Origin of the sequence: Pseudomonas sp. 2822-15, from assembly GCF_002742515.1 — a bacterium.
GTDB lineage: Bacteria > Pseudomonadota > Gammaproteobacteria > Pseudomonadales > Pseudomonadaceae > Aquipseudomonas > Aquipseudomonas salomonii.
This window is the reverse complement of record NZ_LJRY01000156.1, coordinates 250,079-274,562: the sequence shown is the minus strand read 5'-3', so window position 1 is coordinate 274,562 and position 24,484 is coordinate 250,079. Positions and strand designations below refer to the sequence as shown.

The following is a 24,484-nucleotide window of genomic DNA, read 5'->3' as shown; positions in this document are numbered from 1 at the left end:
GGTGAGGGGCAATCAGAATTCATAATCGACACTGGCGGTGAGCGTGCGACCGGCGCCTGGGATGCCGTAGAGCTGGAAGCCGTCGAGGGACGCGCCGACCTGGCTGTAATAGAACTTGTTGAACACGTTGTTGAGGTTGAGGTTGACCGTGGTGTCCTTGTTCACCTTGTATTGCGCCGCCAGGTTGCTCAGCCAGTAACCGGGGGCTTTTTCGTGGTCGCGGGTGTAGATCGCATACACGCCGGACGGGCCGTTGGCGTAGCTGCTGTTGTTGTTCAAACCGCCGACATACGTGTTGTCGCTGTAGCGTCGACGGCCCACGTATTGCTCGCCGTAGCTGAGGCTCAGGGCGTCGGTGACGGCGTAGGTGGTCCACAGGTTGGCGGTCAGGTCGGGGACGTTTTTGGCTTCCGCGCCCTTGTTGATGCCTTTGGTCTGCGTGCTTTTGAGCGCCGAGAAGCCGGTGTAGGCGGTCCAGCGCGGGGTGATGTTGCCTTGCAGGCCGAGTTCGATGCCGTCCACACGCTTGGCGGGCAGGGCGCGCACCGGCGCGGATTCGCCGTCCTGGTATTCCCAGGCGTTGTCCAGTTCGGTGCGGAAGATCGCCGCCGTGACATTGAGCCTGTCGTGGGCAATGTCCCACTTGGTGCCGATCTCGTAGGTTTTCGACTTGGCCGGGCTGTAGTTGCGGGTGGTGGACGCGCCGTAGATCTGGTTGTTGGTGGACGCGCCCAGCGCCGACGGTTGCGCCGCCTCGCTGTAGGACACGTAGACGCTGCCGTTCGGCAATGGCTTGTACACCGCGCCGACGCGACCGCTCGCCGCACCGTCGGTGCTGCTGATGTCGGCCTGGCCGCGCTGGCGGGTTTGCGCGCGCCAGTTGTCGTAGCGCAGCGAGCCAAGCACTTGCCATTGTTCGTTAAGGGTGACGGTGTCGCCCGCGTAGAGACCGGCGTTGTCGATCACCGAGCGCGGGTCGCCTTCGCCCTTGGTCACGTAGGTGCTGGCGAAGCTGTGGCTGGGCTCGTTCATGTTGAAGAACAGGTCGCCGGCCGGCACTTCGGCGTTGCGTTTCAGGCCGCCATACGTCTCGTGATAGAACTCCAGGCCGCTGACCACGGCGTGCTGCAGGCTGCCGGTGTTGAACGTGAAGCTTAAGTCGGTCTGGTTATCCAGGATGGTGTAGCGCTTGGACAAGCCGAAGTCGCTGCCCCGCAGGATGCCGTAGCCGGTGTTGCTGTTGTTTACGTAGTCGGTGTAGGCATTCACCGTGCTGCCGGGCACTTGGCTGATTGGGCCTGTGCCGGTGTAGCCCAAGGTCGCACAGCGGGCGCCGGTGCAGGTTTTTTTACCGCTGGCGTCGGCGGCGAAGAAGCGTGCCGGCGACAGCACGGCGAAGTTGTCGCTGCGTTCCCAGCGCGTCTGGTTGCGCAGGTGGGCGTCGTTCCAGTCAAAGTCATGCTCGAAGCGGGCGGTCAGCGAGGTGGTTTCGTTCTCCTGCGTATAAAGGCTGGAGTCGCCGTACCAGTTGGAGCGTTTGACGCCGGGCATGCGGTGGCCGTCGGTGCCGCGCTGGATCGGCACGCCGCCGTCCGGGGTGTTGGTGTCTTTCTGGTAGAAGGTGTCGACGAAGAAACGCGTGTCGGTGCCCAGGCCGAAGCCGAACGAGCTGGCGATGCCCCAGCGGTCGTAGTCCACGTCGTCGCGGTCGGCCACTTGGTTGTAGTGCTTCATCAGGTTGATGCGCACGGCGGTGGTGTCGTTCAGCTGTTTATTGAGGTCGGCGGTGAGGCGACGGTAGCTGTCGGTGCCGATCCCGGCGGACACCTTGTTGGCATCACCCAGGTGCGCTTCTTTGCTCACCAGGTTGACGCTGCCGCCCACGGCGGAAACGCCCGACTCAATCGAGCCGGTGCCCTTGAACACTTCAGCCTGTTGCAGGTTGAAAGTGTCGGTGCGCGTGGACATGCCCGCATCGCGCACGCCGTCGACGGTCAGGCTTTGCTCGGAGGAAAACCCGCGAATCGAAAACAGATCGCCCCAGCCCAGGTTGCCTTCGCCGGACATGAAGGTGATGCCCGGCACGTTGCGCAACACTTCCTGCAGGGTCTGCGCGTTCTGCTCCTTGAGCACCTGCTGCGGCACGATAGTCACGCTTTGCGGGGCGTCGAGCAGCGGCTGGCTGATTTTGGCCGAGGTCACACGGTCGACTTTGAAGGTGGAGCTGGCTTCCTGGCCGTCGACCGTGATCTGCGGCAGGCTCACCACCGAATCATTCGGCGCGGCGGCCGGCGCATCGGCCCAGGCGGTCGGCGCAACACTGCCGGCCGCGAGGAAACCGAACATCGGTGCCAGGGTGGTGTGCAGCGTGTGACGTTGGGGCGTGGGCAGTGACATAGGTGATGATCCGAGTCTAAATTACAATTACTCTCATTCAGGTTCGGTAGTCTAAAGAGCGATTCCGCCTGCCATGCCCTGGCTTTGTATCGCTGATGCGTGATTATGGTTCCCCACAACATTCCATTACATTTGCGTGTATCGCTGGATGAACGTTCGGCTATCTCCTGCGTTTTGCGTTTTCGGATTGACTGCCCATGGCCAAGCTTGACCACCTGCTGATCGTTGATGATGACCCGCAAATCCGTCAGTTGCTCTGCGACTACTTGAGCGACGCGGGTTTTCAGGTGTCCACCGCCGCCGACGGCAAGGAAATGCGCCGCCGCCTGGCGCTGAATGTGATCGACCTGATCGTGCTCGACGTGATGCTGCCCGGCGAAGACGGCCTGAGCCTGTGCCGCGAACTGCGCGTGAGTTCCAATACGCCGGTGGTGATGCTCACCGCCAAAGGCTCGTTGATCGACCGCATCGTCGGCCTGGAAATCGGCGCCGACGACTACCTGCCCAAACCGTTCGACCCGCGTGAGCTGCTGGTGCGGATCAAAGTGGTGTTGCGCCGGGTGCAGAGCTTTCCGGATCGTGCGCGGCTGGACGAGGCGCCGAGCATCCGGTTTGCCGGCTGGCAGCTCGACACACGGGCGCGGCAATTGCTCACGCCCGAGGGCGTAGTGGTGAGCCTGGGCAACTCCGACTACCGCGTGCTGCGCCTGTTGTTGCAGCACCCGAACCGGCCGTTGAGTCGCGACTTTTTGCTTAACCATGTCTTCGACAAGGACAGCACGCCGTTCGACCGTTCCATCGACGTGTGCGTCAGCCGCCTGCGCTCGCAGCTGCCGGCAGGGCTGATCAAAACCGTGCGCAACGAGGGCTACATGCTGACTGCCGATGATGTGGTGCTGGAGTCGTGAGACTGCTGCCGCGTTCGCTGTTCGGGCGGCTGGTGCTGATTCTGGTCAGCGGCATGCTCGCGGCCCAGGCACTGACCAGCAGCATCTGGTATGACCGTCGGCATGGCCAGGTGCTGGAAATTCCTGCACGGCTGATCGCCACGCGCCTGGCAGACGTGGTGCGCCTGGTACACAGCGATCCGCAGCAGGCCGACCAGTTGATCAAACTGCTCAATACGCCGCACTTTCAATTGACCTTGAGCGATCAGGCCAGCAACACGCCCAGCACACTGACCGACAGTGACCGGCCCACCGAGCGGCTGATCAAGAAAGTGCTGTCGGAGAAAACCGGGTATGCCCAGACCCTGATGTTGTTGCGCCTGTCTCTGGTCGATGGCGAAGGGCAAAGCGCCGGGCTCTCGACTTTGCTCAGCTCCAGGCCGGTAGTCGGGCAGTTCCTGATCGACCTGCGCCTGCCCGATGGGCGCTGGTTGCAGGTGGACGCCAGCGAAGAGCAGGGCTGGACCAGCACGTCGCCGCTGGACTTGCTGTTCGACTACGTGATGCGCATCTATTTGCTGCGCGTGCTGGTGCTGGTGATCATCGCGCTGGTGGCGGTGCGCCTGGCCATTCGCCCGCTTAACGCCTTGGCCAGGGCCGCCGAAGCCCTGGGCCGGGATATCCAGCGCCCGCCGTTAGCGCTGGACGGCCCCACCGAAGTGCGCCGCGCGGCCCAGGCGTTTAATGCGATGCAGCAACGGCTGATTGCCAATATTGCCGAGCGCACGCGCTTTCTGGCGGCGATTTCCCACGACCTGCGCTCGCCGATCACACGCCTGCGCCTGCGCACCGAGATGCTCGAAGACACGCGCACCAAGGAGCGTTTTCGCAGCGACCTGGAAGAAATGGAACACATGGTCTCCAGCACTCTGGATTTTGTCAGCAGCGGCGAAATCAACGAGACGCGGCAGAACATCGACATCAACGCCTTGCTGCAAAGCTTGCAGGCCGACCTGGAAGACGTGGGCGAAAGCGTGACCGTTGTGGGGCGCGCCAGGCAACCGTTGCCGGGGTACGCGCGCAGCCTCAAGCGCTGTGTGCAGAACCTGCTGGAAAACGCGGTGCGTTATGGCCGAGACGTGGTGGTGCGGGTTGAGGATCAGGCGGACAGTTTGAAAATCGTCATCAGTGACCGTGGCCCGGGGATTCCCCAGGAACAACTGGAGCAGGTGATGGAACCGTTTTACCGGGTCGAAGGCTCACGCAACGCCGACACGGGCGGGTATGGGTTGGGCCTGAGCATTGCGCACACCATTGCGCGGGCGCATGAGGGGCGATTGAGTTTGAGTAATCGGGAAGGCGGCGGGCTGCAGGTGGTGTTGCAGTTCCAACGCAAATCCTGAGCTGCAATACGATCCAATGTGGGAGCAGGCAAGCCAGCTCCCACACTGACTGCATTCAGGGCATCAGGCCCCGTGGCACTTCTTGAATTTCTTCTCACTGCCGCACGGGCAAGGATCGTTGCGACCCACGTCCTTCAACGCGTTGCGCACCGGCTCCTGGTGAGCGTGGCCGCAGTTCGGGCCGTGGACATGGCCGTGGTCGTGATCATGGCCGTGATCATGGTGGTCGTGATCGTGGTTGCAGTCAGGACCATGGACATGGGGTTGCTGAGTCATCGATGTCGCTCCGGAATAAAATCGCCGGGGATTATCTCGCCATTGTGGGCGACCTGCACGTCATTACCGATGAATAATCCGGTTTTCAGCTCGCCTTCCAGGCGATAGGGCACGGGTTTGGTCGGGTTTTTGAGCATTTGCACCACATCGCGTATCTGCGGCCAGAGGTTGGTGCGCACCTTCACCCGAAAAAAACCATGGCCGTGCGGCGGTATGGTCAGCCATTCATTGGACTCGCCTTCGGTGAGCACAAAACCGCCCAGCCTGACCTTATAGATCAGGCCGCGCACCGTGAGGTCGGCGTCGTCGCGGTTATCCACGCGAAACCACAGTTTGAATTTCTGCTCCAGCAGCTTGGCCCGCACCACCTCGACTTTCACCAGGGCGACGTGGGGCGTAGGCGTATCGTCTTCGAACCACGACGCGCAACCGCTGAGACTCAGGGTTAACGCCAGCATCAAGCTGTACATCCGAAGCATGGCGTTTTCCCTGTGAGGTAATTAGAGGTAGCTGGAACAGCACTTCTTGAATTTTTGGCCGCTGCCGCACAAACATACATCATTGCGCCCGGCCTTCACCTCAACCGTCGGGTCGATGAAGTACCAGCGCCCGTCATTCTGTACGAAAGAAGACTGCTCACGGTGGCTGTGTTCGCCGGTGCTGTCATGCCAGCGTGCGGTAAAGGTCACGAATGCATGTTCCGGCTGGCCGCCGAACACTTCCGAACTTTCCACCTCCAGGCCCAGCCAGGTGCTCTGCGCGCTCCAGGCGCTGATCGCGTTGCGGTCCAGGCCGGCTTGCTGCGCCGGCAAGGTGGTGGCCACCAGGTAGTCCACCAGGCCCAGCACATAGGCGCTGTAGCGCGAGCGCATCAGCGCGGTGGCGCAGGGCGCGGGGTGGCCGGCGTGATAGTGGCCGCAGCAGGCATCCAGCAGGTTGCCGCTGCCGCAGGGGCAAATGGATGTACTCATCGGGTTACCACCAATACTTTCCAAAATTTTCCGGGTTGGCCCAGAAACGGGCGTTGAGCCAGTCGGGCACCTGTTTATAGTCAAGCAGATCATAGGTAAACAGCGTCAGCACCTGCTCATCACGCTGGAAACGCTCGCCGGCTTGCAGCGCGAGGGAGAAGAAGTCGGTGTCCTTCCAGTCGCAGGCGTTCAGGTCCGCCAGCACCGCAATGCGGCTGCTATTAAGGTTGCGAATACCGCCGAGCAAGGTCAGGCCTTGCGGTTTTGACAGGTGCTCCAGGCAGTCGACCACCAGCGCCAGGTCAAAACGCTGCGCCGCCAGTTCCGGCGGCAACGGCCCGGGCGGGGCGACGGCGACCACGGTGTCAGGATGCTCGGCTTGAAACGCCTCCAGCGCCGGGAACTGGCTGGCGCCCAACAGCAACAGGCGTTTGGGCCGGTGCAAATCGAGCAAAGCCGCCAGGGCTTGCTGGGGTGTACGGGAAGAAATACCAGCGGTCATCACAGATCCTCACATCAGAACCCTAGAGACTAGCGCGGCTGAGCGTGCGGGCCTAGAGCGGGCGGCGGTGAAAAGTCCTGCAAGTGCGGCGATCCTCAATGAAACCGGGGGTGTGGCGTACTGGCGCAGATGAAAAGAGCGGTCTTTACTCCACCTGTCGGCCCCCGCCGATACCCTCAGGAGAAATCACATGAGCATCATGCGGACAGCTCTACCCTTGGTTCTGCTAACCGGAGTATTGACAGGTTGCGCAGGGTTGCAAAAAACCGATTGGCCCACCTGTGCTGCAGTCGGTGGTGTGACGGGCGCTGCCATTGGCGCGACTGAAAGTTCAGCCTACGCAGGCGCAGGCGCTTTGCTGATCGGCGGCATGGCCGGCGCCTATTGCTGGGTGCATGGTGATGGCGACGAAGATGGTGACGGTGTGCCGGACAGCCGCGACAAGTGCCCTGGCACGCCAAAAGGCGTGCAGGTCGATGCCAATGGTTGCCCACCCGCACCGCCGGCCGCAGTGGTTGAGGAAGTGGTGGTGGTCAAGGAAGAAACCATCGTGATTCGGGATGTGCACTTCCAGTTCGATTCGGCCAAGTTGACGGCCGCGGACAAAACCAAGCTCGACATCATTGCTACTCGCCTGAAAAAAGAAGCCCCAGGCGCGCAGCTGCGGGTCAGTGGCCATACCGATAGCGTCGGTAAGGATGCCTACAACCAGAAGCTCTCGGAAAAACGCGCCCACTCGGTGACGGATTACCTGGTCAGCTCCGGTGTGCCTCGCAGCAACTTTGTTTCGGTGACCGGTGCCGGCGAAAGCCACCCGGTGGCCGACAACAAAAACGCTGAAGGGCGTGCGTTGAACCGTCGCGTGGAAATCCAGATCAACCGCTGACAGCCATTGCCCCTGCGGGCGCCGCAGGGGCATTGCCGGCGAGCCCTGGCAAGTTTTTTCATCCTTCACTGGCATATCGCCTGCAGAAGTCGGTACTGTGCGCCCAAAGAATAATAGGCAGGGGCATGCGGGATGAAGGTGTTTTGGGGGCTGGGGAAGTTTCTGACGTTGCTGTTCTGGGTGGTGGTGCTGGTCAACCTGTTCCGGCCGCTGACCAATCCGTTTCACCTGTTGGTCAGCCTGGCCGGCAGTCTGTTGTTGCTTACCCACCTGCTTGAATTGCTGTTGTTCAACAGCAGCTTGAAACACCGTGCCCACCCTTGGCGTGACCGCTTGCAGATTCTGCTGGTGGGGATGTTCCATGTGCGGGGCCTGTCGGCGCCTGCAACGGTTAATGAAACGAACAAGGAGGCCAATCATGCATAAGGTTTTTCTGTTGGCCCTGTTGGTCAGCCCCATTGCTCTGGCGCAGAGCGTCAGTGTCGAAACCAACTCGCTGATGCGTCTGCCCAGCAGCACCAGCGTGTTGCAACTGGAGCGCCTGGATGTGGCGGACTACGGCACATTGCTGGTGCCGGCGACCATCAGCCAAGTGACCGTGGATGAGCTGCACCTGGGCCGTGAGGCGCGCATCACCATCGCCCCCGGCAATACCGCGCTGCAATTGCAGGTGCGTAATGCGCAGCTGGAGCATGGCAGCCAGATCACGTCGCGCGGGGCTCCCGGTACCCACGAAAGGCCGGCCAAGGCCGGGCGTGACCTGGTGCTGCGCATTAACGCGCTGACCGCCGATGAACTCTCGGTGGACGCCCGTGGCGGCGCCGGTGCCCAAGGTTATGCCGGCCTGGATGGCGCCAACGGCGTCGACCCGGGTTGCACCTGGGGTTCCGCCGGGCGTGGTGCCAATGGCGATAATGGCGGCGACGGCCTGCCGGGCGCGTCGGGGGCGACTGTGCGGGTCGAGCTGCCGCAGAGCTTCCCGGCTGAGCAGATCAAGGTCTGGGTCGACGGCGGGCCGGGTGGCTTGGCCGGTACGGCGGGCAAGCCGGGCAAAGGCGGGCAGTCCAAGGGTTGCCTGGTGTACCGCGCCGATGGCGGCGATAAAGGCCGGCCAGGGTTGGAAGGCCAGCCGGGGCCGGCTGGGCCTGCGGGTGCTGTGACTATTCAGCGGCTCTAATCCTGGCTTTTGTGGCGAGCAGGCTTGCCCTGCGTTGGGCTGCGCAGCAGCCCCAAAACCAGACGCCACAATTTGTCGGAAAAAACGCAGTGACATTATTGGGGCTGCTGCGCAGCCCAACGCGGGGCAAGCCCGCTCGCCACAGTAAGCCCGCTCGTCACAGGCGCGGGGGTCAGAACATCGGCCGCGCCGAAGCAATCGCCACCACCACCAACCCCACAATCAAATTGATCCCCACCAGTTTGCGGATCTGCCCCAGCGCGGCCGCACCCGTCGGCCAATCCTCAGCCGCCACCGCTGCGCGCAGTTCCGGGAACTTCAGTGCCTGGATGCGGATAAACAGCGCCGTCATCACCAGGTACAAACCCATCATCACCTGTACATAGCGCGGCGCGGTCTCAAAACCACTGAACCGCAGTTGCAACAGGCCGATGCCGCTGATCGGCAAAATCAGCACCGCGACCCAGACCCACACAAAAAAACGTTGAAACACATTTGCCCACAGCTTGAGCCGGGCGGGGCCCTCAAGTGCCGCCATGGCGGCGGGGCGCAGGATCATCCAGGCGAAAAACATACCGCCGACCCAAACCAGGGCGGCCAGTACATGCAGGGTGTAAGCGAGGCTAAACGCGGTCATTGTGGTACTCCGTTCTGCGCGGGATTAATTAGCGGGGTATGATAGCGGCCGATCCGAACCACTGAAAATTTATCCAGCGTTTTTTGCGCCCGACTATCCATGATCAGCACTGAACTCAAAACCACGATCCAGGGCGCCTATTCGCGTTTTCTCGAAGCCAAGCGCTTGAAACCGCGCTACGGCCAACGCCTGATGATCGCCGAAGTGGCCAAGGTCCTCGGAGATATCGACACCGACGACGAAGGGCGGCGCAGTGGCGACCCTGCGATTGTGGCCGTCGAGGCCGGCACCGGCACCGGCAAGACCGTGGCCTACAGCCTGGCCGCGATCCCGACCGCCAAGGCCGCCGGCAAGCGCCTGGTGATCGCCACCGCCACCGTCGCCCTGCAGGAACAGATTGTCTACAAAGACCTGCCCGACCTGATGCGCAACAGCGGCCTGAACTTCACCTTCGCCCTGGCCAAGGGGCGTGGGCGCTACATGTGCCTGTCCAAGCTCGACGTATTGTTGCAGGAAGGCCACGCACAAACCGCCACTGCCTCCTTGTTCGAAGAAGAAGGCTTCAAGATCGAAGTGGATGAAGTCAGCCAGAAGCTGTTTACCAGCATGATCGAGAAGCTGGCCGGCAATAAGTGGGACGGCGACCGCGACAGCTGGCCCACTGCCCTGGAAGATGCGGACTGGGCACGCCTGACCACCGACCACAGCCAGTGCACCAATCGCCATTGCCCCAACTTCGGCCAGTGCGCCTTTTACAAGGCCCGCGAAGGCATGGGCAAGGTCGACGTGATCGTCACCAACCACGACATGGTACTGGCCGACCTGGCCCTGGGCGGCGGCGCGGTATTGCCCGACCCACGCGATACCCTCTACGTATTCGACGAAGGCCACCACCTGCCGGACAAGGCCATCGGCCACTTCGCCCACTACACGCGGCTGCGTTCCACGGCCGACTGGCTGGAAACCACCGCCAAGAACCTCACCAAACTGCTGGCCCAGCACCCGCTGCCCGGCGATTTGGGCAAATTGATCGAGCAAGTGCCGGAGCTGGCGCGGGAGATCAAGACTCAGCAGCAATTCATGTTCAGCGCCTGCGAGCAAGTCGCCGACTTCAAGCCCGGTGAAGACGTGGAGGGCCGTGAGCGGCCACGCCACCGCTTTGTCGGCGGGTTGATCCCCGAGCATATGCGCGAAATGGGCATTGAGCTGAAGAAGGGCTTTTCACGCCTCACCGACCTGTTCACACGCCTCACCGACTTGCTCAAGGAAGGCATGGACGGCGAGGTCAATATCGGCATCGCCAGCAACCAGGCCGAGGAATGGTACCCACTGTTCGGCAGCCTGTTGTCGCGCTCCCAGGGCAACTGGGAGTTGTGGACCGCCTTCACCGTCGAAGACCCGGAAGACAACCCGCCGATGGCGCGGTGGCTGACCCTGTCGGAAAGCGGTGCGCTGTTTGATATCGAGGTCAACGCCAGCCCCATCCTCGCTGCCGAAATGCTGCGCCGCAACCTGTGGAACGTGGCCTATGGCTGCCTGGTGACCTCGGCCACGCTGACGGCTTTGGGCACTTTCGACCGCTTCCGCATGCGCGCCGGGCTGCCGAAAAAAGCGGTGACGGCCGTGGTGCCGAGCCCGTTCCATCACGCCGATGCCGGCGTGCTGCGCGTGCCGGACCTCAAGGCCGACCCCCGGGATGCGGCCGCGCACACGGCGGCGATTATTCGCGACTTGCCGGCGCTGGTCGAAGGTTCACGCGGCACGCTGGTGCTGTTTTCGTCGCGTAAACAGATGCAGGACGTGTTCGACGGCCTCGACCGCGACTGGCGCAAACAAGTGTTTATCCAGGGCAATCTGTCCAAGCAGGAAACCCTCAACAAACACAAGGCGCGGGTTGATGGCGGCGATTCCAGTGTGCTGTTCGGCCTCGCCAGTTTTGCCGAAGGCGTGGACTTGCCCGGCGCCTATTGCGAGCACGTGGTGATTGCCAAGATTCCGTTCTCGGTACCGGATGACCCGGTCGAGGCAGCCTTGGCCGAGTGGATCGAGGCGCGGGGCGGTAACCCGTTCATGGAAATCTCGGTGCCGGATGCGTCCTTGAAGCTGGTCCAGGCCTGCGGTCGCTTGCTGCGTACCGAGGAAGACCGCGGCACCATCACCTTGCTCGACCGCCGTTTGGTCACGCAGCGCTATGGCAAAGCTATCCTTAATGCCTTGCCGCCCTTCAGGCGCGAAATTTCTTAAGCCGCTGTGGGCGAAGTCGCCCACTTCGTGGTCTATCTCACTGCCAACGCTTTATGTCATCAGGCCAGTCATCGGCCGATTGGGAGAACCTTGTTCGTATGATTCGCACGCTGCCCGCTCTTTTTGCCTTGTTGTTTGCTGCGCCCTTGATGGCCGCGCCTGCCGGGCAACAAACGCTGTTCAACTTCGTCCGGCCTGCCGATGTGGTCAAGGTGGCGACTCAGGACGCCAGCCTGCCGCAATACAACGCCGAACAAACCCCCGAAGGCGAGGTGCTGCGCCGCATCACCTTCAACCCGGCGGCCGAGCCGAGCCTGGTGCTCAGCCCGCAGACTGGCGTGTGGGACTGGTCGCAGTCCGGCGCCATGAGCCTGCGTATCCAAAGCGCCATGGATTGGGCGTTGACCTTGTATGTCAAAGTACAGAGCACTGACGGCAAGACCCTGGTCAGCCGCATCGACCTGCCGGCCGGCCCGGCCCAGACCCTGTTGATTCCGTTGCAGGCCAACTCGCCGCTGAGCCAGGGCATGAAGGCCGGCCCGCCGATGCCGATCACCGTGGACGGTCAGCGTGTATTGCTGGCCGCCAGTGCCGGTGAGATCGACCGCAGCCAGGTGGCCTCGGTCACCCTGTCGATGCTCAAGCCCAACGCCGCCCAAAGCATTTTGCTTGAGCGTTTTGGCGTGCAGGACAGCGAGCCGGTACTGAAGGCAGCCTACAGCGAACTGGTGGACGCATATGGCCAATCCACCCGTGCGCGCTGGCCGGAAAAAATCAGCAGTGACGAGCAACTCAAAGCCGCCGCGGCCAAGGAGCAGCAGCAGCTCAAGGGCTGGCTGGCCGAGCGCGACAAATCCGCTCTGGACCCATACGGCGGCTGGAACAAAGGCCCGGCGTTCGACGCCAGTGGTTTTTTCCGCACCGAGAAGCGTGACGGTCGCTGGTACCTGGTGACGCCGCAAGGCCATCCGTTCTATTCGCTGGGTGTTAACACCGTGGCGCCGGACAACAACCAGACCTACGTGGCCGGTCGTGAGTGGATGTTCGCCGCGTTGCCCAAGGCCGGTGAACCGTTCGACAAGTATTACGGCAGTGGCGATAACCGGGGCGGCAACGGTGCCGATCAGGGCCGGGGCTTCAGCGTAGGGCGTTGGTACGATTTTTACGGCGCCAACTTGCAACGTACCTACGGCGGCGAAGGTTTCGACCAGAAACGCTGGGTCAGCCACACCCTTGATCGCCTGCAAGCCTGGGGCTTCAACACCGTGGGCAACTGGAGCGATGAGGCCCTGGCCCGCGCCGACCGCGTGCCGTACACCTTGCCGCTGTCGATTGTTGGTGACTACGCCAGCATCAGCACCGGCACCGACTGGTGGGGCGGCATGCCCGACCCGTTCGACCCACGCTTTGCCATGGCCACCGAACGCGCCGTGGCCATTGCCGCTCGCGACCACCGTGATGATCCGTGGCTGATCGGCTACTTTGCCGACAACGAGCTGGCCTGGGCCGGCCCCGGCGATGATCCAAAATCCCGTTACGCCTTGGCTTACGGCACCTTGCGCATGACCACCGATGTACCGGCCAAGCGCGCGTTCCTCAAGCAATTGCGCGACAAGTACCGTAACGAAGAAGGCCTGTCGAAAGCCTGGGGCATCCACCTGGCGGGTTGGGAGTTGATGGAGGACCCAGGCTTTGAGCCGCCGATGCCGAGCCCTGAGCACCCGGAAATCGAAGCCGACTTCAAATATTTCCAGAAGACCTTCGCCGATGCCTACTTCAAGACCATCTCCGATTCGTTGAAATGGCACGCGCCCAACCAACTGCTGCTGGGCGGTCGGTATGCCGTCAGCACGCCGGAGGCCGTGGCGTCCTGCGCCCAGTATTGCGACGTGCTGAGTTTCAACATGTACACCTTGAAGCCACAGGATGGTTATGACTTTGCCGCTCTGCGCGCGCTGGACAAGCCGGTACTGATCACCGAGTTCAACTTCGGCTCTGCCGACCGTGGCCCGTTCTGGGGCGGCGTGACGCAGTTGGCCCGTGAAGAAGACCGTGGCGTGGCGTACAGCAACTTCCTCAAGCAGGCCATGGCCGAGCCGTCGATTGTCGGCGTGCATTGGTTCCAGTACCTGGACCAGCCGGTTACCGGGCGCTTGCTGGATGGCGAGAACGGTCACTTCGGGCTGGTGGGCATCACCGATGTGCCGTTCCAGGGCTTTGTCGACAGTGTGCGTAAAAGCAACCTGGCGGCGGTCGACCAACTGGGCAAGGAGGCCGAAAAAGCCAAGGCGGCCAGCACGGTTCGAGAGAATGAAGGCGGCAAGTCCGGGCATGAAGGCAAGGGCGCAGGGCAGGGCGCCGGACATGCGGGTGGGCACTCTGGAAATGGTCATTGAATGATCATTGACGGGTTCACAAAACCTGTAATGACTGGAACAATGTCGGCCACTTCTTACGGTGTTTTCCAAGGCGGCTTAGGTGCAGATTCAGGGTCATTACGAGCTCCAGTTCGAAGCGGTACGTGAAGCGTTTGCCGCGTTGTTCGATGACCCGCAGGAGCGTGGTGCCGGGCTGTGTATCCAGATCGGCGGCGAAACCGTCGTCGACCTGTGGGCCGGTACCGCCGATAAGGACGGTGCCGAGGCCTGGCACAGCGACACCATCGTCAACCTGTTTTCCTGCACCAAGACCTTCACCGCCGTCACGGCCCTGCAGCTGGTTGCCGAAGGCAAGCTGAAACTGGATGCGCCGGTTGCCGACTACTGGCCCGAGTTTGCAGCGGCGGGTAAAGAAACCATCACGCTGCGCCAGTTGCTTTGCCACCAGGCCGGGCTGCCGGCGATTCGCCAGATGTTGCCGACCGAAGCCCTGTATGACTGGCCATTGATGGTCGACACCCTGGCGGCCGAAGCCCCGTGGTGGACACCGGGCGAAGGGCACGGCTACGAGGCCATCACCTACGGTTGGCTGGTCGGTGAGTTGCTGCGCCGCGCCGATGGGCGCGGGCCGGGCGAATCGATTGTGGCGCGGGTTGCGCGGCCATTGGGCCTGGACTTCCATGTCGGTTTGGCGGACGAAGAGTTTTATCGGGTGGCACATATAGCGCGCAGCAAAGGCAATATGGGCGATGAAGCGGCGCAGCGGTTACTTCAAGTAATGATGCGCGAACCAAATGCCATGACCACCCGCGCATTTGCCAACCCACCGTCTATTCTGACCAGCACTAATAAGCCCGAATGGCGGCGGATGCAGCAGCCGGCGGCAAATGGTCACGGTAATGCGCGCAGCCTGGCGGGTTTTTATAGCGGATTGTTGGACGGTAGTTTGCTTGAGAGCGACATGCTCGAACAATTGACCCGCGAACACAGTATCGGGCCAGACAAAACATTATTGACTCAAACCCGATTCGGTTTGGGGTGCATGTTGGATCAACCGCAACTGCCCAATGCGACCTTTGGCCTTGGCCCGCGTGCGTTTGGTCACCCTGGCGCCGGTGGTTCGGTGGGGTTTGCCGACCCTGAGCGCGATGTAGCATTTGGTTTCGTGACTAATACACTGGGCCCTTATGTACTTATGGACCCGCGTGCGCAGAAGTTGGTCGGAATATTGGCCGGTTGTCTGTAAAGAGCTTGCTGTTTCACGTTTTTTTGTTACAAAGGCAAGTATAAGAAGGCGCTGAACGAAATTGTGTAACTTTACTGTTCTCTAAGCGTCTGTTTAACGGGTCAACCAGGCCCCCCGTTTTTTTCTCATTTTGTGGATACCTCATGTTATCGAACAAGTCCTTGGCACTGGCGCTGTGCCTCACTATTACTGGCTGCGCACAAACTCCACAAAGTGATGCCGAAGGTGGGCACTGGTGGTCATTTGGATCTGACAAGGCTGCTACCAAGGACGCAGTGACCCAAACCGACACCAAGCCGGATGCCAAACCTGCCGCCGGCGCCAAGCCTGTCGAGCCTGTAGCCGCTACTGCTCCAGCTCCTGCTCCAGCGTCTGCACCGGTAGCCAAGGCTGACACCGGCTTCAACTGGTGGCCATTCGCATCCAAGCGCGCCGACGAAAAGGCGGCGGATGCCAAGGCCGACCTGAAAGCCGACCTCAAGGCCGCAACCCCGGCTTCCGCGCCGGATGCAGCGCCGGCCGTCGCCAAGACCGACACCGAAACCAAATGGTGGTGGCCGTTCGAAAGCAAGCCAAAGCCACTGGCCAAGGTCGATGTGACCAACGTGCAGATGCCCGATCCGAAAATCACCCAAGCCTGGCTGGACGACTATGAGCCGCGCCTGCGCGCCGCCATCAAGGACAGCAATCTGCAACTGGAACGTCGTGACAACGTATTGGTGGTGATTGCCCCGGTTGACGGCTCTTACAACCCGAAACGCCCTGCAATGCTGCTGCCGGTCACACTCGGCCCGTTCACACGTGTTGCCAAGGCTGTTGAAGCTGACCCCAAGACCGCGGTTCTGGTCCTGGGTCACGTCGATGCCACAGGTACCGCCCCGGCCAGCCAGGCGTTGACCAAAGAGCGTGCGCAATCCATCGCGTCTATCTTCAGCCTCAGCGGCTTGAAGCAGGATCGCTTGATGCTGCGCGGCATGGGCGACCTTATGCCGCGTGCCGCCAATGACAGTAATCAGGGGCGTGCGCTGAACCGTCGCATGGAAATCATGTTCACTCAGCGTACAACTATGTTGGCGCTGCTGAGCAAGTACAACTCGGGCAAACCACCGGTCGCCGACATGGTCGCGGTGCAAACTGCGCCGGCCCCAGTACCGGCCCCGGCCGCGAAAAAAGCCGCCCCGGCGAAAAAGGCTCCGGCCAAGAAAGCCGCCGCCAAGCCCGCTGCGAAAAAAGCCGCTGCCAAGCCGGCCGCGAAGAAAGCGGCACCCAAGGCCGACGCGCCCGCAGCAAACGACCAGGCGAAAAACTGATCCGTTGAAACAAAAAGGATAAAACCGCATGACCCAGGCACTGGCCGATATGCGCCGTGACTACACACGGGACGGTTTGAGCGAGGCCCAGGCCCCGGACGAACCGTTTGCGTTGTTCCACCAGTGGTTTGGCGATGCGGTGAAAACCGAGCAGCCGCCGGTGGAGGCCAATGCCATGACCTTGGCGACGGTCGACCAGGATGGTCGCCCGCACTGTCGCATCCTGCTGCTCAAGGGCCTGGATGCACAGGGTTTTACCTTCTTCACCAACTATCAGAGTGCCAAGGGTGAACACCTTGCGGCACGGCCTTTCGCGGCCATGACCTTCTTCTGGCCGACCCTGGAGCGCCAGGTGCGCATCGAAGGGCGGGTGGTCAAGGTCACGCCTGAGGAGTCGGATGCTTATTATCAGGTCCGGCCGCTGGGTAGCCGTCTTGGGGCCTGGGCTTCGCCGCAAAGCCAGGTTATTCGGGACCGCCAGGAGTTGCAGGATTTGCTCAAGGCCACCGAACAGCGCTTCAGCGATACCCAGCCCGACTGCCCGGAGCACTGGGGTGGCTATCGTTTGTTGCCCGAGCGCATCGAATTCTGGCAAGGCCGCGCCAGTCGCCTGCATGACCGCCTGAACTATCGCCTGCAAGCGGGCGAGTGGACGCGCGAGCGCTTGGCGCCCTGAGCTTCACCTTTCGTCATTCCAGCTAAATGTTGGTCATCACGCCGAAGTCTCTACACAGAGGCTTCGGCGTTTTTGCTTGTGTGACTACAATGAAGAGCGCTTCCAGGTGATTTTCGGATCAGGGCGGGAGCTACCGTTCGTCGAGTTTTCTGGTGCTGGCAGTCTGTACTCAGGCTGAATGAAAGCAATTTTCTGGCGTGCTTGCCGTGACAGGCGCCAAGCAGCGGCGTCTAATGAATACCTGTCCTTTGGAGTTGATGCTATGCGTAAGTCTGTTTTACTAGTTGCCTGCTTTACCACCCTGTCGTTGCTGTTGGGTGGCTGCGCCTCGAGTCTGACCGGCGACTCGTACTCCCGTGACGAAGCGCGTCGTGTACAGACCGTGCGCATGGGCACCATTGAATCCCTGCGTCCGGTGAAAATCGAAGGCACCAAGACCCCAATCGGCGGTGCTGCCGGTGCGGTTATCGGCGGTGTCGGTGGCAGCGCCATCGGCGGCGGCCGTGGCAGTATCGTCACCGCGGTGATCGGCGCGGTAGCTGGCGGCTTGCTGGGCTCGGCCACCGAAGAAGGCCTGACTCGCACCCAGGGCGTGGAAATCACCGTTCGCGAAGACGATGGCAGCATGCGCGCCTACGTTCAGGCCGTGGAGGAAAATGAAATCTTCCGTATTGGCGACCGCGTGCGCATCATGACGGTCAATGGCACCAGCCGTGTAACGCGCTAAGCGTTGGCTGTAGAAACGCAAAACCCCAACCGGGTGACCGGTTGGGGTTTTTTATTGCCTGCGGCTTCCTGAAAATCGCAGGCAATAAAAAACCGCCCTTGCAGGGCGGTTTTTTAGAGCAAACCCGGTTTGCGGCCGGAGTTGCATTCTCACAGGAAACAATGACCTGACGGAGATACTAATGTCGCTTCAAGGATGAAGCAAGGCAATGCGAAAAATGACGATCAAAAGTTATGGAGTTTCTGTGACCGTTTATTTGCAAAATATGGCAACAGAATATAGGTCATTTGGCCGAGCGTTCAGGTTCCGCTGGAAACACCTTCGCCCCGACCACTGAGTTAGTATCGCCCTCGTTTTGCGTTCGTTGTGTTGTGAGCAGGCTGGGTAGGCGGGCGAATTTGGACCGGCTGCCACGGGCTTGCAACCCGTGCCGGATTAGCGCGGCTGGACTATTACCCGGCCGCCTCACAGGAAACAATGACCTGTATCCAAAGGCCCACGTGTTCCGGTAAGTGAGCTGGAGGTAAGGCCCAACTTAAGGGAGGGCCGAGTATGTCCAAGTTTGCACGACGTACGTGGAACCTCGTAGTGAATGCCGTGCGTGTTTATCACGTATGGGTATTTCTGCGGGACAGCTTCGATGACCTGTAAGGTCTGAGAAGTGGGGCCGCCTCGGCTTAAACCGAGGCGGCCTTTTGGTTTTCACGCAATCACTTCACACCTGAAAGTGCTTCACCATCGTATTCAACTCATGCGCCAGGCTGGCAAGCGATTGCGAAGCGGCGGTGGTCTGAGTCGAGCCTTCAGCGGACTGAATCGACAGCTGTTGAATGTTCAGCAAGTTGCGGTCCACCGCCCGGGCAACGTCAGCTTGCTCTGCCGCCGCCGTGGTAATCACCAGGTTGCGGTTGTTGATCTCGTCATTGGCGGCAAGAATATCCGCCAGCGCTTGCTGCGCCAGTTCGGCCAGGCCAATGGTTTGCTGAGTCATGGTGCTGCTGTCGAGCATGGTATTGACGGTGCTGGCGGTGTTGGTCTGGATGCTGCCAATCATCTGCTCGATTTCCTGGGTCGACTGCGCGGTGCGATGGGCGAGGGCGCGTACTTCGTCGGCGACTACGGCAAAACCACGGCCGGCATCACCGGCGCGAGCCGCTTCGATGGCCGCGTTCAGTGCCAGCAAATTGGTTTGCTCGGCAATGGTGCGGATAACGTCGAGCACCTTGCCGATCCCTTTGGCCTGCTCGGCCAAGCCGCCTACCTGGTCGGAGCTGACTTGCACGCCACGGGTCAGGGCCTGGATGGAGGTAAGCGCCTCAAGCATGCGTTGCTGGCCTTTCAAGGCGATGCTGCGCGATTCCTGGGAGAGGTCGGAGGTGGTGGCGGCATTCCGGGCGACCTCTTCAATGGCCGTGGTCATCTCGGTCACGGCGGTGGCGGCCTGCTCGATTTCGCCATGTTGCTGCTGCAGGTCGCGGCTGCCCTCGGCGGTGACCGCGTTCAGCTCCTCGGCCGCCGCCGCCAGTTGGCTTGATGAGCCGGTTATTTGCCGCAGTGTTTGCACCAGGTTGTTGCGCATGGTCTCTTGTGCCCGCAACAGGCGTGTGGCTTCGTCGTTGCCGGTCGGGTTGATGGGCTGGGTGAGATCGCCCTTGGCGATGGTTTCAGCCACCCGGACCGCTTCAATGATGGGGCCGGTAATGCTGCGGGTCAGCAGCCAGGCCACCAGCACCGTGCCGCCACTCACCAGCACGATGACGATGGCGATACCGCCCACGGCATGCTGGTACGCGGCCACGGAAGTCTGGCCGGCAAGTTCTGCGCCCTTATTGGCGAGGTCGATCAACTGATCGAAGTTCTTGGTCATCTGCTCATAGCTTTCTCGAATGCTGTTGAGAAAGTCACGGGCGCCCGCCTTGTCGCCCGAACGCGAGCGTTTGAGCATCTCGGTGTGGTTCTTGGCGTACCCTTCCAGGCTTTGGTTGAACACCTCCAGACGCGATTTCTCCTCCGGCGTGCGCAACAGCGCGGCATATTGAGCCAGTTGCTCCTTGACGCTTTTCAGGCGCCCGGCGGATTTGTCCTCGTAGGTCTGCATGTCGGCGTCGCTTGCGGACAGGATGTGCGCCATTTCCCCCAAGCGAAAACGATCCAGCGAGGCATTGGCCAGGGCCAGGATCCTCACGCGCTGCATCCAGTTGTTTTGGATGTCGGCAGCCTGGGACTGCACTTCGCCGATCTGCTTGAGCGCGAACAGGCCGAGAAACACACTCAGCGACGCAATGGCAGCGAAGCCGATGAAAGCTCTGGCTGCAATTCTTATATTTCTCAGGAACATGGGTTATCGCTCGGGCAGGGAACGCGTTGAAGAGCTGTGTCGGGCGGATGCCCCTGGCGGGGCAGGCGGATCGCCACAATCCTTAGTCGGCGGCCAGGGCAAAGTCTTTAGGCGTTGCGCAAAAGTGTCATCTTCGCCAAAAGAAAAACCCCAACCGGGTAACCGGTTGGGGTTTTTTGTGGGGCTTTCAGAGCGCTCAGGCTTTCTTGCGGCTGGCCAGGGCTGTGACCGCATAACCAATACAGGCTGCCAGGATCGACCCGGTCAGGATCCCCATCCGATCCTCACCCGCGAACTCACTGGCGCCCGGCACAAACGCCAGGGAGCCGACAAACAGGCTCATGGTGAAACCGATACCGCACAGGATCGCCACCCCCAGCACCTGGCCCCAGTTGGCGCCGCTGGGCAGGGCGGCGATACCGGTCTTGATCGCCAGCCAGGTCAGGCCGAATACGCCGATGGTCTTGCCGATCAGCAGGCCGGCGGCGATGCCCATGGGCACGTGGTGAGTGAAGCTGTCCAGGGTGACCCCGGTCAGCGACACGCCAGCGTTGGCGAAGGCGAACAACGGCAGGATGGCGTAGGCCACCCACGGGTGCAGGGCGTGCTCCAGGGTCAGCAGTGGCGAGGGTTCGGCATTTTTGGTGCGCAGTGGAATGCAGAACGCCAAGGTCACCCCGGCCAGGGTGGCGTGCACGCCACTCTTGAGCACGCAGACCCACAGGATCAAGCCGATGATCATGTACGGGCCGAGTTTGACCACGCCCAGGCGGTTCATCGCGATCAAGGCGACCAGGCACGTGGCCGCGCCCGCCAGGGCCGCATTCGACAACTCGGCGGAGTAGAACACCGCAATGACGATGATGGCGCCCAGGTCATCAATAATCGCCAGGGTCATCAGGAATAACTTGAGTGACACCGGCACCCGCTTGCCCAGCAGGGCCAGGACGCCGAGTGCAAAAGCGATATCGGTGGCCATCGGGATTGCCCAGCCGGCGAGTGCGGCGGGGGTGTCCTTGTTCAGTGCCCAGTAGATCAGCGCGGGCACCACCATGCCGCCAATCGCGGCCGCCCCCGGCAATACCACTTGCGATGGCTTGGACAGGTGGCCGTCGAGCAACTCGCGCTTGACCTCCAGGCCGATCAAGAGGAAGAACAGCGCCATCAGGCCATCGTTGATCCACAGCAGAGCCGGCTTGGCGATTTGCAGCGCGCCAACCTGCGCCACGACCGGCGTATCAAGGAAGGCGCCGTAAAGATGCGACAACGGTGAGTTATTGATGATCAGCGCCAAAGCGGCAGCGGCGATCAATAACAAACCGCTGGCGGCTTCCAGCTGGAAGAAACGAGTGAAAGTGCTACGCAGAGGCAAGGGATGCTCTCCAATAAGGTTCAATAGGTGGGTACCCTAACCCGTACTGTTAGTTGTTAAAACAAAAGTTATATTCTTATTTGTTATAAGCGACGGTCAGGATGGGGCTTGCTTCGAAGCCTAGCAATTGTGTGTCTATTTGCGTCGTCACTGTATCTGTGTGCGCTGTAGGAAAGCCCCTAAAATCGGGACTGAAACCCTTAGAGACCCACCTTATGAACGACCACCGTACCTGGGCTCGCGAAGCCATCCGCATCATCGAAGCGGACTTCCAGCGCAGCGCCGACACGCACCTGATCCCTCTGCCGTTGCCGGGGCTGCCGGGTATCGAGTTGTATTTCAAGGATGAGTCCAGCCACCCCACCGGCAGCCTCAAGCATCGGTTGGCGCGTTCGCTGTTTCTGTATGCGCTGTGCAATGGTTGGCTCAAGCCCGGCGCGCCGGTGATCGAGGCGTCCAGCGGGTCTACGGCGGTCTCGGAGGCGTACTTTGCGCGCTTGCTTGGCCTGCCGTTTATTTCAGTGATGCCGGCCAGCACCTCCCAGGCGAAGATCGAGCAGATTGCCTTCTATGGTGGCAAGAGCCATCTGGTAAAGGATCCGACGCAGATATACGCCGAGTCCGAACGCTTGGCGAAGGAAAGTGGCGGTCACTTCCTGGACCAGTTCACCTACGCCGAGCGTGCGACGGACTGGCGGGCGAACAACAACATCGCCGAGTCGATCTTCCAGCAGATGCGCTTTGAGCATTACCCGGAGCCGAGCTGGTTGATTTCCAGCCCGGGCACCGGCGGCACCACGGCGACCCTGGGCCGCTATGTGCGTTATCGCCAGCATTGCACCCGTGTGCTGTGTGCCGATGCCGAGCGTTCGGTGTTTTTTGACTATTACCAGACGGGCGACGCCAGCTTGCGACTGGACTGCGGCTCGCGCATCGAAGGGATTGGGCGGCCACGGGTCGAGGCGTCGTTTTTGCCCAAGGTGATCGATGCGATGGTCAAGGTGCCGGATGCACTGTCATTGGCGGCCATGCATTACCTGGCCGAGCGTTTGGGACGGCGGGTGGGGGGCTCCAGCGGGACGAACCTGGTGGGGGCTTTGGTCGCGGCGCTGCAGATGAAAGCGGCGGGGGAGTCGGGGTCGATCGTGGCGATCTTGTGTGATGGGGGCGAGCGGTATGCGAGTACTTATTACGATCAGGCGTGGTTGGCGCAGCAGGGGTATGAGCTGGGCGGCTTGATTGCAGCCGTGGCGGCCAGTGTAGAGAAGGGCGAGCCGTTGCCGGCCAGCGTCCTGCGCGCCAATATCTGACACACCTCATAAACTGATGTGGGAGCAGGCAAGCCAGCTCCCACATTTGATCCGGGTCGGCTGTAATAGAGGTGCTTAAGCCTCGATACCCAGCATATCCCGCGCCAGCGCCTCGGCAATCCGAATTCCGTCAACGCCCGCCGACAGGATGCCACCGGCGTAACCGGCACCTTCACCGGCCGGGAACAGGCCTTTCACGTTCAGGCTTTGCATCGATTCGTTACGGGTAATGCGCAGCGGCGATGAAGTACGGGTCTCGATACCGGTCAGTACCGCATCGTGCAGCGAGTAGCCTTTGATCTGCTTTTCGAACGCCGGCAGCGCTTCACGGATCGCCTCGATGGCGAAATCCGGCAGAGCCAGGGCCAGGTCGCCCAGGGCCACCCCCGGTTTGTAGGACGGTTCCACACTGCCGATGGCGGTGGACGGCTTGCCGGCGATAAAGTCGCCCACCAACTGCGCCGGCGCCTCGTAGTTGCTGCCGCCGAGGATGTAGGCGTGGGACTCCAGCCGCTCCTGCAGTTCGATACCGGCCAGCGGGCCACCCGGGTAATCCACCTCAGGCGTGATGCCGACCACGATGCCTGAGTTGGCGTTGCGCTCGTTGCGCGAGTATTGGCTCATGCCGTTGGTAACCACGCGGTTCGGCTCGGAAGTCGCCGCCACCACGGTGCCGCCCGGGCACATGCAGAAGCTGTAGACCGAACGGCCATTCTTGGCGTGGTGCACCAGTTTGTAGTCGGCGGCGCCCAGTTTCGGGTGCCCGGCGTATTTGCCCAGGCGCGCCGCGTCGATCAGCGACTGCGGGTGTTCGATACGGAACCCCACCGAGAATGGCTTGGCTTCCATGTACACACCGCGGCCGTGCAGCATGCGGAAGGTGTCGCGGGCACTGTGGCCCAGGGCCAGGATCACGTGCCTGGAGAGGATCTGCTCGCCGCCGTCGACGACCACGCCGTTCAACTGGCCGTCTTCGATCAGCACATCCGTGACGCGCTGCTCAAAACGCACCTCACCGCCGAGGGCGATGATCTGCTCGCGCATGTTTTCCACCACGCCGGTCAGGCGGAAGGTGCCGATGTGCGGCTTGCTGACGTAGAGGATTTCTTCCGGCGCGCCGGCCTTGACGAACTCGTGCAGCACTTTGCGGCCGTGGAACTTCGGGTCCTTGATCTGGCTGTAGAGTTTGCCGTCGGAAAAGGTCCCGGCACCGCCTTCACCAAATTGCACGTTGGACTCGGGGTTGAGCACGTTTTTGCGCCACAGGCCCCAGGTGTCTTTGGTGCGTTGACGCACTTCCTTGCCGCGCTCGAGGATGATCGGCTTGAAGCCCATCTGCGCAAGCAACAGCCCGGCGAAAATGCCGCAGGGGCCAAAACCCACCACGATCGGCCGTTCAACCAGGCCTTGCGGCGCCTGGCCCACCACCTTGTAGCTGACGTCCGGTGCCGGGTTGATGTTGCGGTCATCGGCGAACTTGAGCAGCAGGGCGGCTTCGCCCTTTACGTTCAGATCGATGGTGTAGATGAAGCACAGCTCCGACGATTTCTTGCGCGCGTCATAGCTGCGTTTGAACAGGGTGAAGTCGAGCAGGTCATCACTGGCGATGCCCAGGCGCTGCACGATGGCAGGCCGCAGGTCTTCTTCGGGATGGTCGATGGGCAGCTTGAGTTCGGTGATTCGTAACATGACAGGATCCGGTGGGCGGCGGGCTTCGATGCCGGCGGTTTTGCAAACCGGCGATTAT

21 protein-coding genes are annotated in these 24,484 nt (G+C 61.5%); 12 read left to right on the top strand and 9 right to left on the bottom strand.

Annotation, left to right across the window (positions count from 1 at the left end; all coding sequences use genetic code 11):
- Positions 1–12: 12 nt before the first annotated feature.
- Complete coding sequence (locus AOA59_RS02980) at positions 13–2,397, bottom strand: TonB-dependent siderophore receptor (RefSeq protein WP_099485865.1); 2,385 nt, start codon at positions 2,395–2,397, stop codon at positions 13–15.
- Between the two features lie 197 nt (positions 2,398–2,594).
- Between AOA59_RS02980 and AOA59_RS02975 the strand changes: the two genes are divergently transcribed.
- Together AOA59_RS02975 and AOA59_RS02970 are read left to right on the top strand one after the other, a co-directional pair.
- Complete coding sequence (locus AOA59_RS02975; protein ID WP_065929001.1) at positions 2,595–3,305, top strand: response regulator; 711 nt, start codon at positions 2,595–2,597, stop codon at positions 3,303–3,305.
- Entirely contained in the window at positions 3,302–4,687 is a 1,386-nt protein-coding gene (locus AOA59_RS02970) for an ATP-binding protein (RefSeq protein WP_099485863.1), read from the top strand. Before AOA59_RS02975 ends, AOA59_RS02970 begins: the two co-directional genes overlap by 4 nt.
- Positions 4,688–4,750: 63 nt before the next feature.
- Here AOA59_RS02970 and AOA59_RS02965 read toward each other — a convergent pair whose 3' ends face one another.
- Genes AOA59_RS02965 through AOA59_RS02950 form a run of 4 tightly spaced genes read right to left on the bottom strand, consistent with a single transcriptional unit; the run spans position 4,751 to position 6,436 of the window.
- A complete protein-coding gene (locus tag AOA59_RS02965; RefSeq protein ID WP_082463548.1) occupies positions 4,751–4,963 on the bottom strand; it encodes an SEC-C metal-binding domain-containing protein in 213 nt (70 codons plus the stop codon).
- Positions 4,960–5,442, bottom strand: coding sequence for an LEA type 2 family protein (locus AOA59_RS02960; protein ID WP_065929003.1), 483 nt, complete (start codon positions 5,440–5,442; stop codon positions 4,960–4,962). Before AOA59_RS02960 ends, AOA59_RS02965 begins: the two co-directional genes overlap by 4 nt.
- 21 nt (positions 5,443–5,463) lie before the next feature.
- Positions 5,464–5,934: a YchJ family protein gene (locus AOA59_RS02955; protein WP_056857503.1), complete on the bottom strand. Its 471-nt coding sequence runs from the start codon at positions 5,932–5,934 to the stop codon at positions 5,464–5,466.
- A gap of 4 nt (positions 5,935–5,938) precedes the next feature.
- Positions 5,939–6,436 (bottom strand): DUF6231 family protein, encoded by a 498-nt coding sequence (locus AOA59_RS02950; RefSeq protein ID WP_099485862.1) that lies wholly within the window; start codon positions 6,434–6,436, stop codon positions 5,939–5,941.
- Between the two features lie 190 nt (positions 6,437–6,626).
- Here AOA59_RS02950 and AOA59_RS02945 point away from each other — a divergent pair, with 190 nt between their 5' ends.
- The 3 genes from AOA59_RS02945 (at position 6,627) to AOA59_RS02935 (ending at position 8,499) form a co-directional block, all read left to right on the top strand.
- Complete coding sequence (locus tag AOA59_RS02945; RefSeq protein ID WP_099485860.1) at positions 6,627–7,322, top strand: OmpA family protein; 696 nt, start codon at positions 6,627–6,629, stop codon at positions 7,320–7,322.
- Positions 7,323–7,454: 132 nt separating this feature from the next.
- Positions 7,455–7,748 (top strand): DUF1145 domain-containing protein, encoded by a 294-nt coding sequence (locus tag AOA59_RS02940; protein ID WP_056857501.1) that lies wholly within the window; start codon positions 7,455–7,457, stop codon positions 7,746–7,748.
- Positions 7,741–8,499 (top strand): hypothetical protein, encoded by a 759-nt coding sequence (locus AOA59_RS02935; protein ID WP_056857500.1) that lies wholly within the window; start codon positions 7,741–7,743, stop codon positions 8,497–8,499. The genes AOA59_RS02940 and AOA59_RS02935 overlap by 8 nt, the downstream gene beginning before the upstream one ends.
- A gap of 172 nt (positions 8,500–8,671) precedes the next feature.
- Here the strand turns inward: AOA59_RS02935 and AOA59_RS02925 are convergent, their stop codons facing one another.
- On the bottom strand, positions 8,672–9,136 hold the full coding sequence (locus AOA59_RS02925; protein ID WP_099485858.1) for a CopD family protein: 465 nt from the start codon (positions 9,134–9,136) through the stop codon (positions 8,672–8,674).
- A gap of 99 nt (positions 9,137–9,235) precedes the next feature.
- On the opposite strand from AOA59_RS02925, the gene dinG reads away from it, so the two are divergent.
- The 6 genes from dinG to AOA59_RS02895 all read left to right on the top strand — a co-directional run bounded on the left by dinG (position 9,236) and on the right by AOA59_RS02895 (position 17,717).
- Positions 9,236–11,380 carry an ATP-dependent DNA helicase DinG gene (gene dinG, locus AOA59_RS02920; protein ID WP_065929008.1) on the top strand — a complete coding sequence of 715 codons (2,145 nt, stop codon included), beginning with the start codon at positions 9,236–9,238 and terminating at the stop codon, positions 11,378–11,380.
- A 98-nt stretch (positions 11,381–11,478) separates the two neighbouring features.
- Complete coding sequence (locus AOA59_RS02915; protein WP_099485856.1) at positions 11,479–13,776, top strand: beta-galactosidase; 2,298 nt, start codon at positions 11,479–11,481, stop codon at positions 13,774–13,776.
- Positions 13,777–13,858: 82 nt separating this feature from the next.
- Positions 13,859–15,004, top strand: coding sequence for an EstA family serine hydrolase (locus tag AOA59_RS02910; protein WP_017137194.1), 1,146 nt, complete (start codon positions 13,859–13,861; stop codon positions 15,002–15,004).
- 143 nt (positions 15,005–15,147) lie between these two features.
- On the top strand, positions 15,148–16,314 hold the full coding sequence (locus AOA59_RS02905) for an OmpA family protein (RefSeq protein ID WP_099485854.1): 1,167 nt from the start codon (positions 15,148–15,150) through the stop codon (positions 16,312–16,314).
- A gap of 28 nt (positions 16,315–16,342) precedes the next feature.
- Positions 16,343–16,990, top strand: a complete 648-nt coding sequence (gene pdxH / locus AOA59_RS02900; RefSeq protein WP_069786262.1) for a pyridoxamine 5'-phosphate oxidase — start codon at positions 16,343–16,345, stop codon at positions 16,988–16,990.
- Positions 16,991–17,252: 262 nt separating this feature from the next.
- Complete coding sequence (locus AOA59_RS02895) at positions 17,253–17,717, top strand: glycine zipper 2TM domain-containing protein (RefSeq protein ID WP_056857494.1); 465 nt, start codon at positions 17,253–17,255, stop codon at positions 17,715–17,717.
- A gap of 715 nt (positions 17,718–18,432) precedes the next feature.
- Here AOA59_RS02895 and AOA59_RS02890 read toward each other — a convergent pair.
- Both AOA59_RS02890 and nhaA read right to left on the bottom strand, forming a co-directional pair.
- Entirely contained in the window at positions 18,433–20,055 is a 1,623-nt protein-coding gene (locus tag AOA59_RS02890) for a methyl-accepting chemotaxis protein (RefSeq protein ID WP_099485852.1), read from the bottom strand.
- 196 nt (positions 20,056–20,251) lie between these two features.
- Complete coding sequence (gene nhaA, locus AOA59_RS02885; protein ID WP_099485850.1) at positions 20,252–21,427, bottom strand: Na+/H+ antiporter NhaA; 1,176 nt, start codon at positions 21,425–21,427, stop codon at positions 20,252–20,254.
- A 215-nt stretch (positions 21,428–21,642) separates the two neighbouring features.
- Here nhaA and AOA59_RS02880 point away from each other — a divergent pair, with 215 nt between their 5' ends.
- Positions 21,643–22,737, top strand: a complete 1,095-nt coding sequence (locus tag AOA59_RS02880) for a PLP-dependent cysteine synthase family protein (RefSeq protein ID WP_099485849.1) — start codon at positions 21,643–21,645, stop codon at positions 22,735–22,737.
- Between the two features lie 75 nt (positions 22,738–22,812).
- On the opposite strand, the gene AOA59_RS02875 is transcribed toward AOA59_RS02880, so the two are convergent.
- Positions 22,813–24,426: an NAD(P)/FAD-dependent oxidoreductase gene (locus AOA59_RS02875; protein WP_099485847.1), complete on the bottom strand. Its 1,614-nt coding sequence runs from the start codon at positions 24,424–24,426 to the stop codon at positions 22,813–22,815.
- Positions 24,427–24,484 lie beyond the last annotated feature (58 nt).

Bases quoted from the DNA above. Each gene is read 5' to 3' on its own strand.
- AOA59_RS02905 (WP_099485854.1), top strand. From the start codon at position 15,148: ATGTTATCGAACAAGTCCTTGGCACTGGCGCTGTGCCTCACTATTACT.
- AOA59_RS02945 (WP_099485860.1), top strand. From the start codon at position 6,627: ATGAGCATCATGCGGACAGCTCTACCCTTGGTTCTGCTAACCGGAGTA.
- AOA59_RS02915 (WP_099485856.1), top strand. From the start codon at position 11,479: ATGATTCGCACGCTGCCCGCTCTTTTTGCCTTGTTGTTTGCTGCGCCC.
- AOA59_RS02875 (WP_099485847.1), bottom strand. From the start codon at position 24,426: ATGTTACGAATCACCGAACTCAAGCTGCCCATCGACCATCCCGAAGAA.
- AOA59_RS02980 (WP_099485865.1), bottom strand. From the start codon at position 2,397: ATGTCACTGCCCACGCCCCAACGTCACACGCTGCACACCACCCTGGCA.
- AOA59_RS02895 (WP_056857494.1), top strand. From the start codon at position 17,253: ATGCGTAAGTCTGTTTTACTAGTTGCCTGCTTTACCACCCTGTCGTTG.
- pdxH (WP_069786262.1), top strand. From the start codon at position 16,343: ATGACCCAGGCACTGGCCGATATGCGCCGTGACTACACACGGGACGGT.
- AOA59_RS02880 (WP_099485849.1), top strand. From the start codon at position 21,643: ATGAACGACCACCGTACCTGGGCTCGCGAAGCCATCCGCATCATCGAA.
- AOA59_RS02955 (WP_056857503.1), bottom strand. From the start codon at position 5,934: ATGAGTACATCCATTTGCCCCTGCGGCAGCGGCAACCTGCTGGATGCC.
- AOA59_RS02950 (WP_099485862.1), bottom strand. From the start codon at position 6,436: ATGACCGCTGGTATTTCTTCCCGTACACCCCAGCAAGCCCTGGCGGCT.
- AOA59_RS02940 (WP_056857501.1), top strand. From the start codon at position 7,455: ATGAAGGTGTTTTGGGGGCTGGGGAAGTTTCTGACGTTGCTGTTCTGG.
- dinG (WP_065929008.1), top strand. From the start codon at position 9,236: ATGATCAGCACTGAACTCAAAACCACGATCCAGGGCGCCTATTCGCGT.
- AOA59_RS02925 (WP_099485858.1), bottom strand. From the start codon at position 9,136: ATGACCGCGTTTAGCCTCGCTTACACCCTGCATGTACTGGCCGCCCTG.
- AOA59_RS02965 (WP_082463548.1), bottom strand. From the start codon at position 4,963: ATGACTCAGCAACCCCATGTCCATGGTCCTGACTGCAACCACGATCAC.
- AOA59_RS02890 (WP_099485852.1), bottom strand. From the start codon at position 20,055: ATGTTCCTGAGAAATATAAGAATTGCAGCCAGAGCTTTCATCGGCTTC.
- AOA59_RS02935 (WP_056857500.1), top strand. From the start codon at position 7,741: ATGCATAAGGTTTTTCTGTTGGCCCTGTTGGTCAGCCCCATTGCTCTG.
- AOA59_RS02960 (WP_065929003.1), bottom strand. From the start codon at position 5,442: ATGCTTCGGATGTACAGCTTGATGCTGGCGTTAACCCTGAGTCTCAGC.
- AOA59_RS02975 (WP_065929001.1), top strand. From the start codon at position 2,595: ATGGCCAAGCTTGACCACCTGCTGATCGTTGATGATGACCCGCAAATC.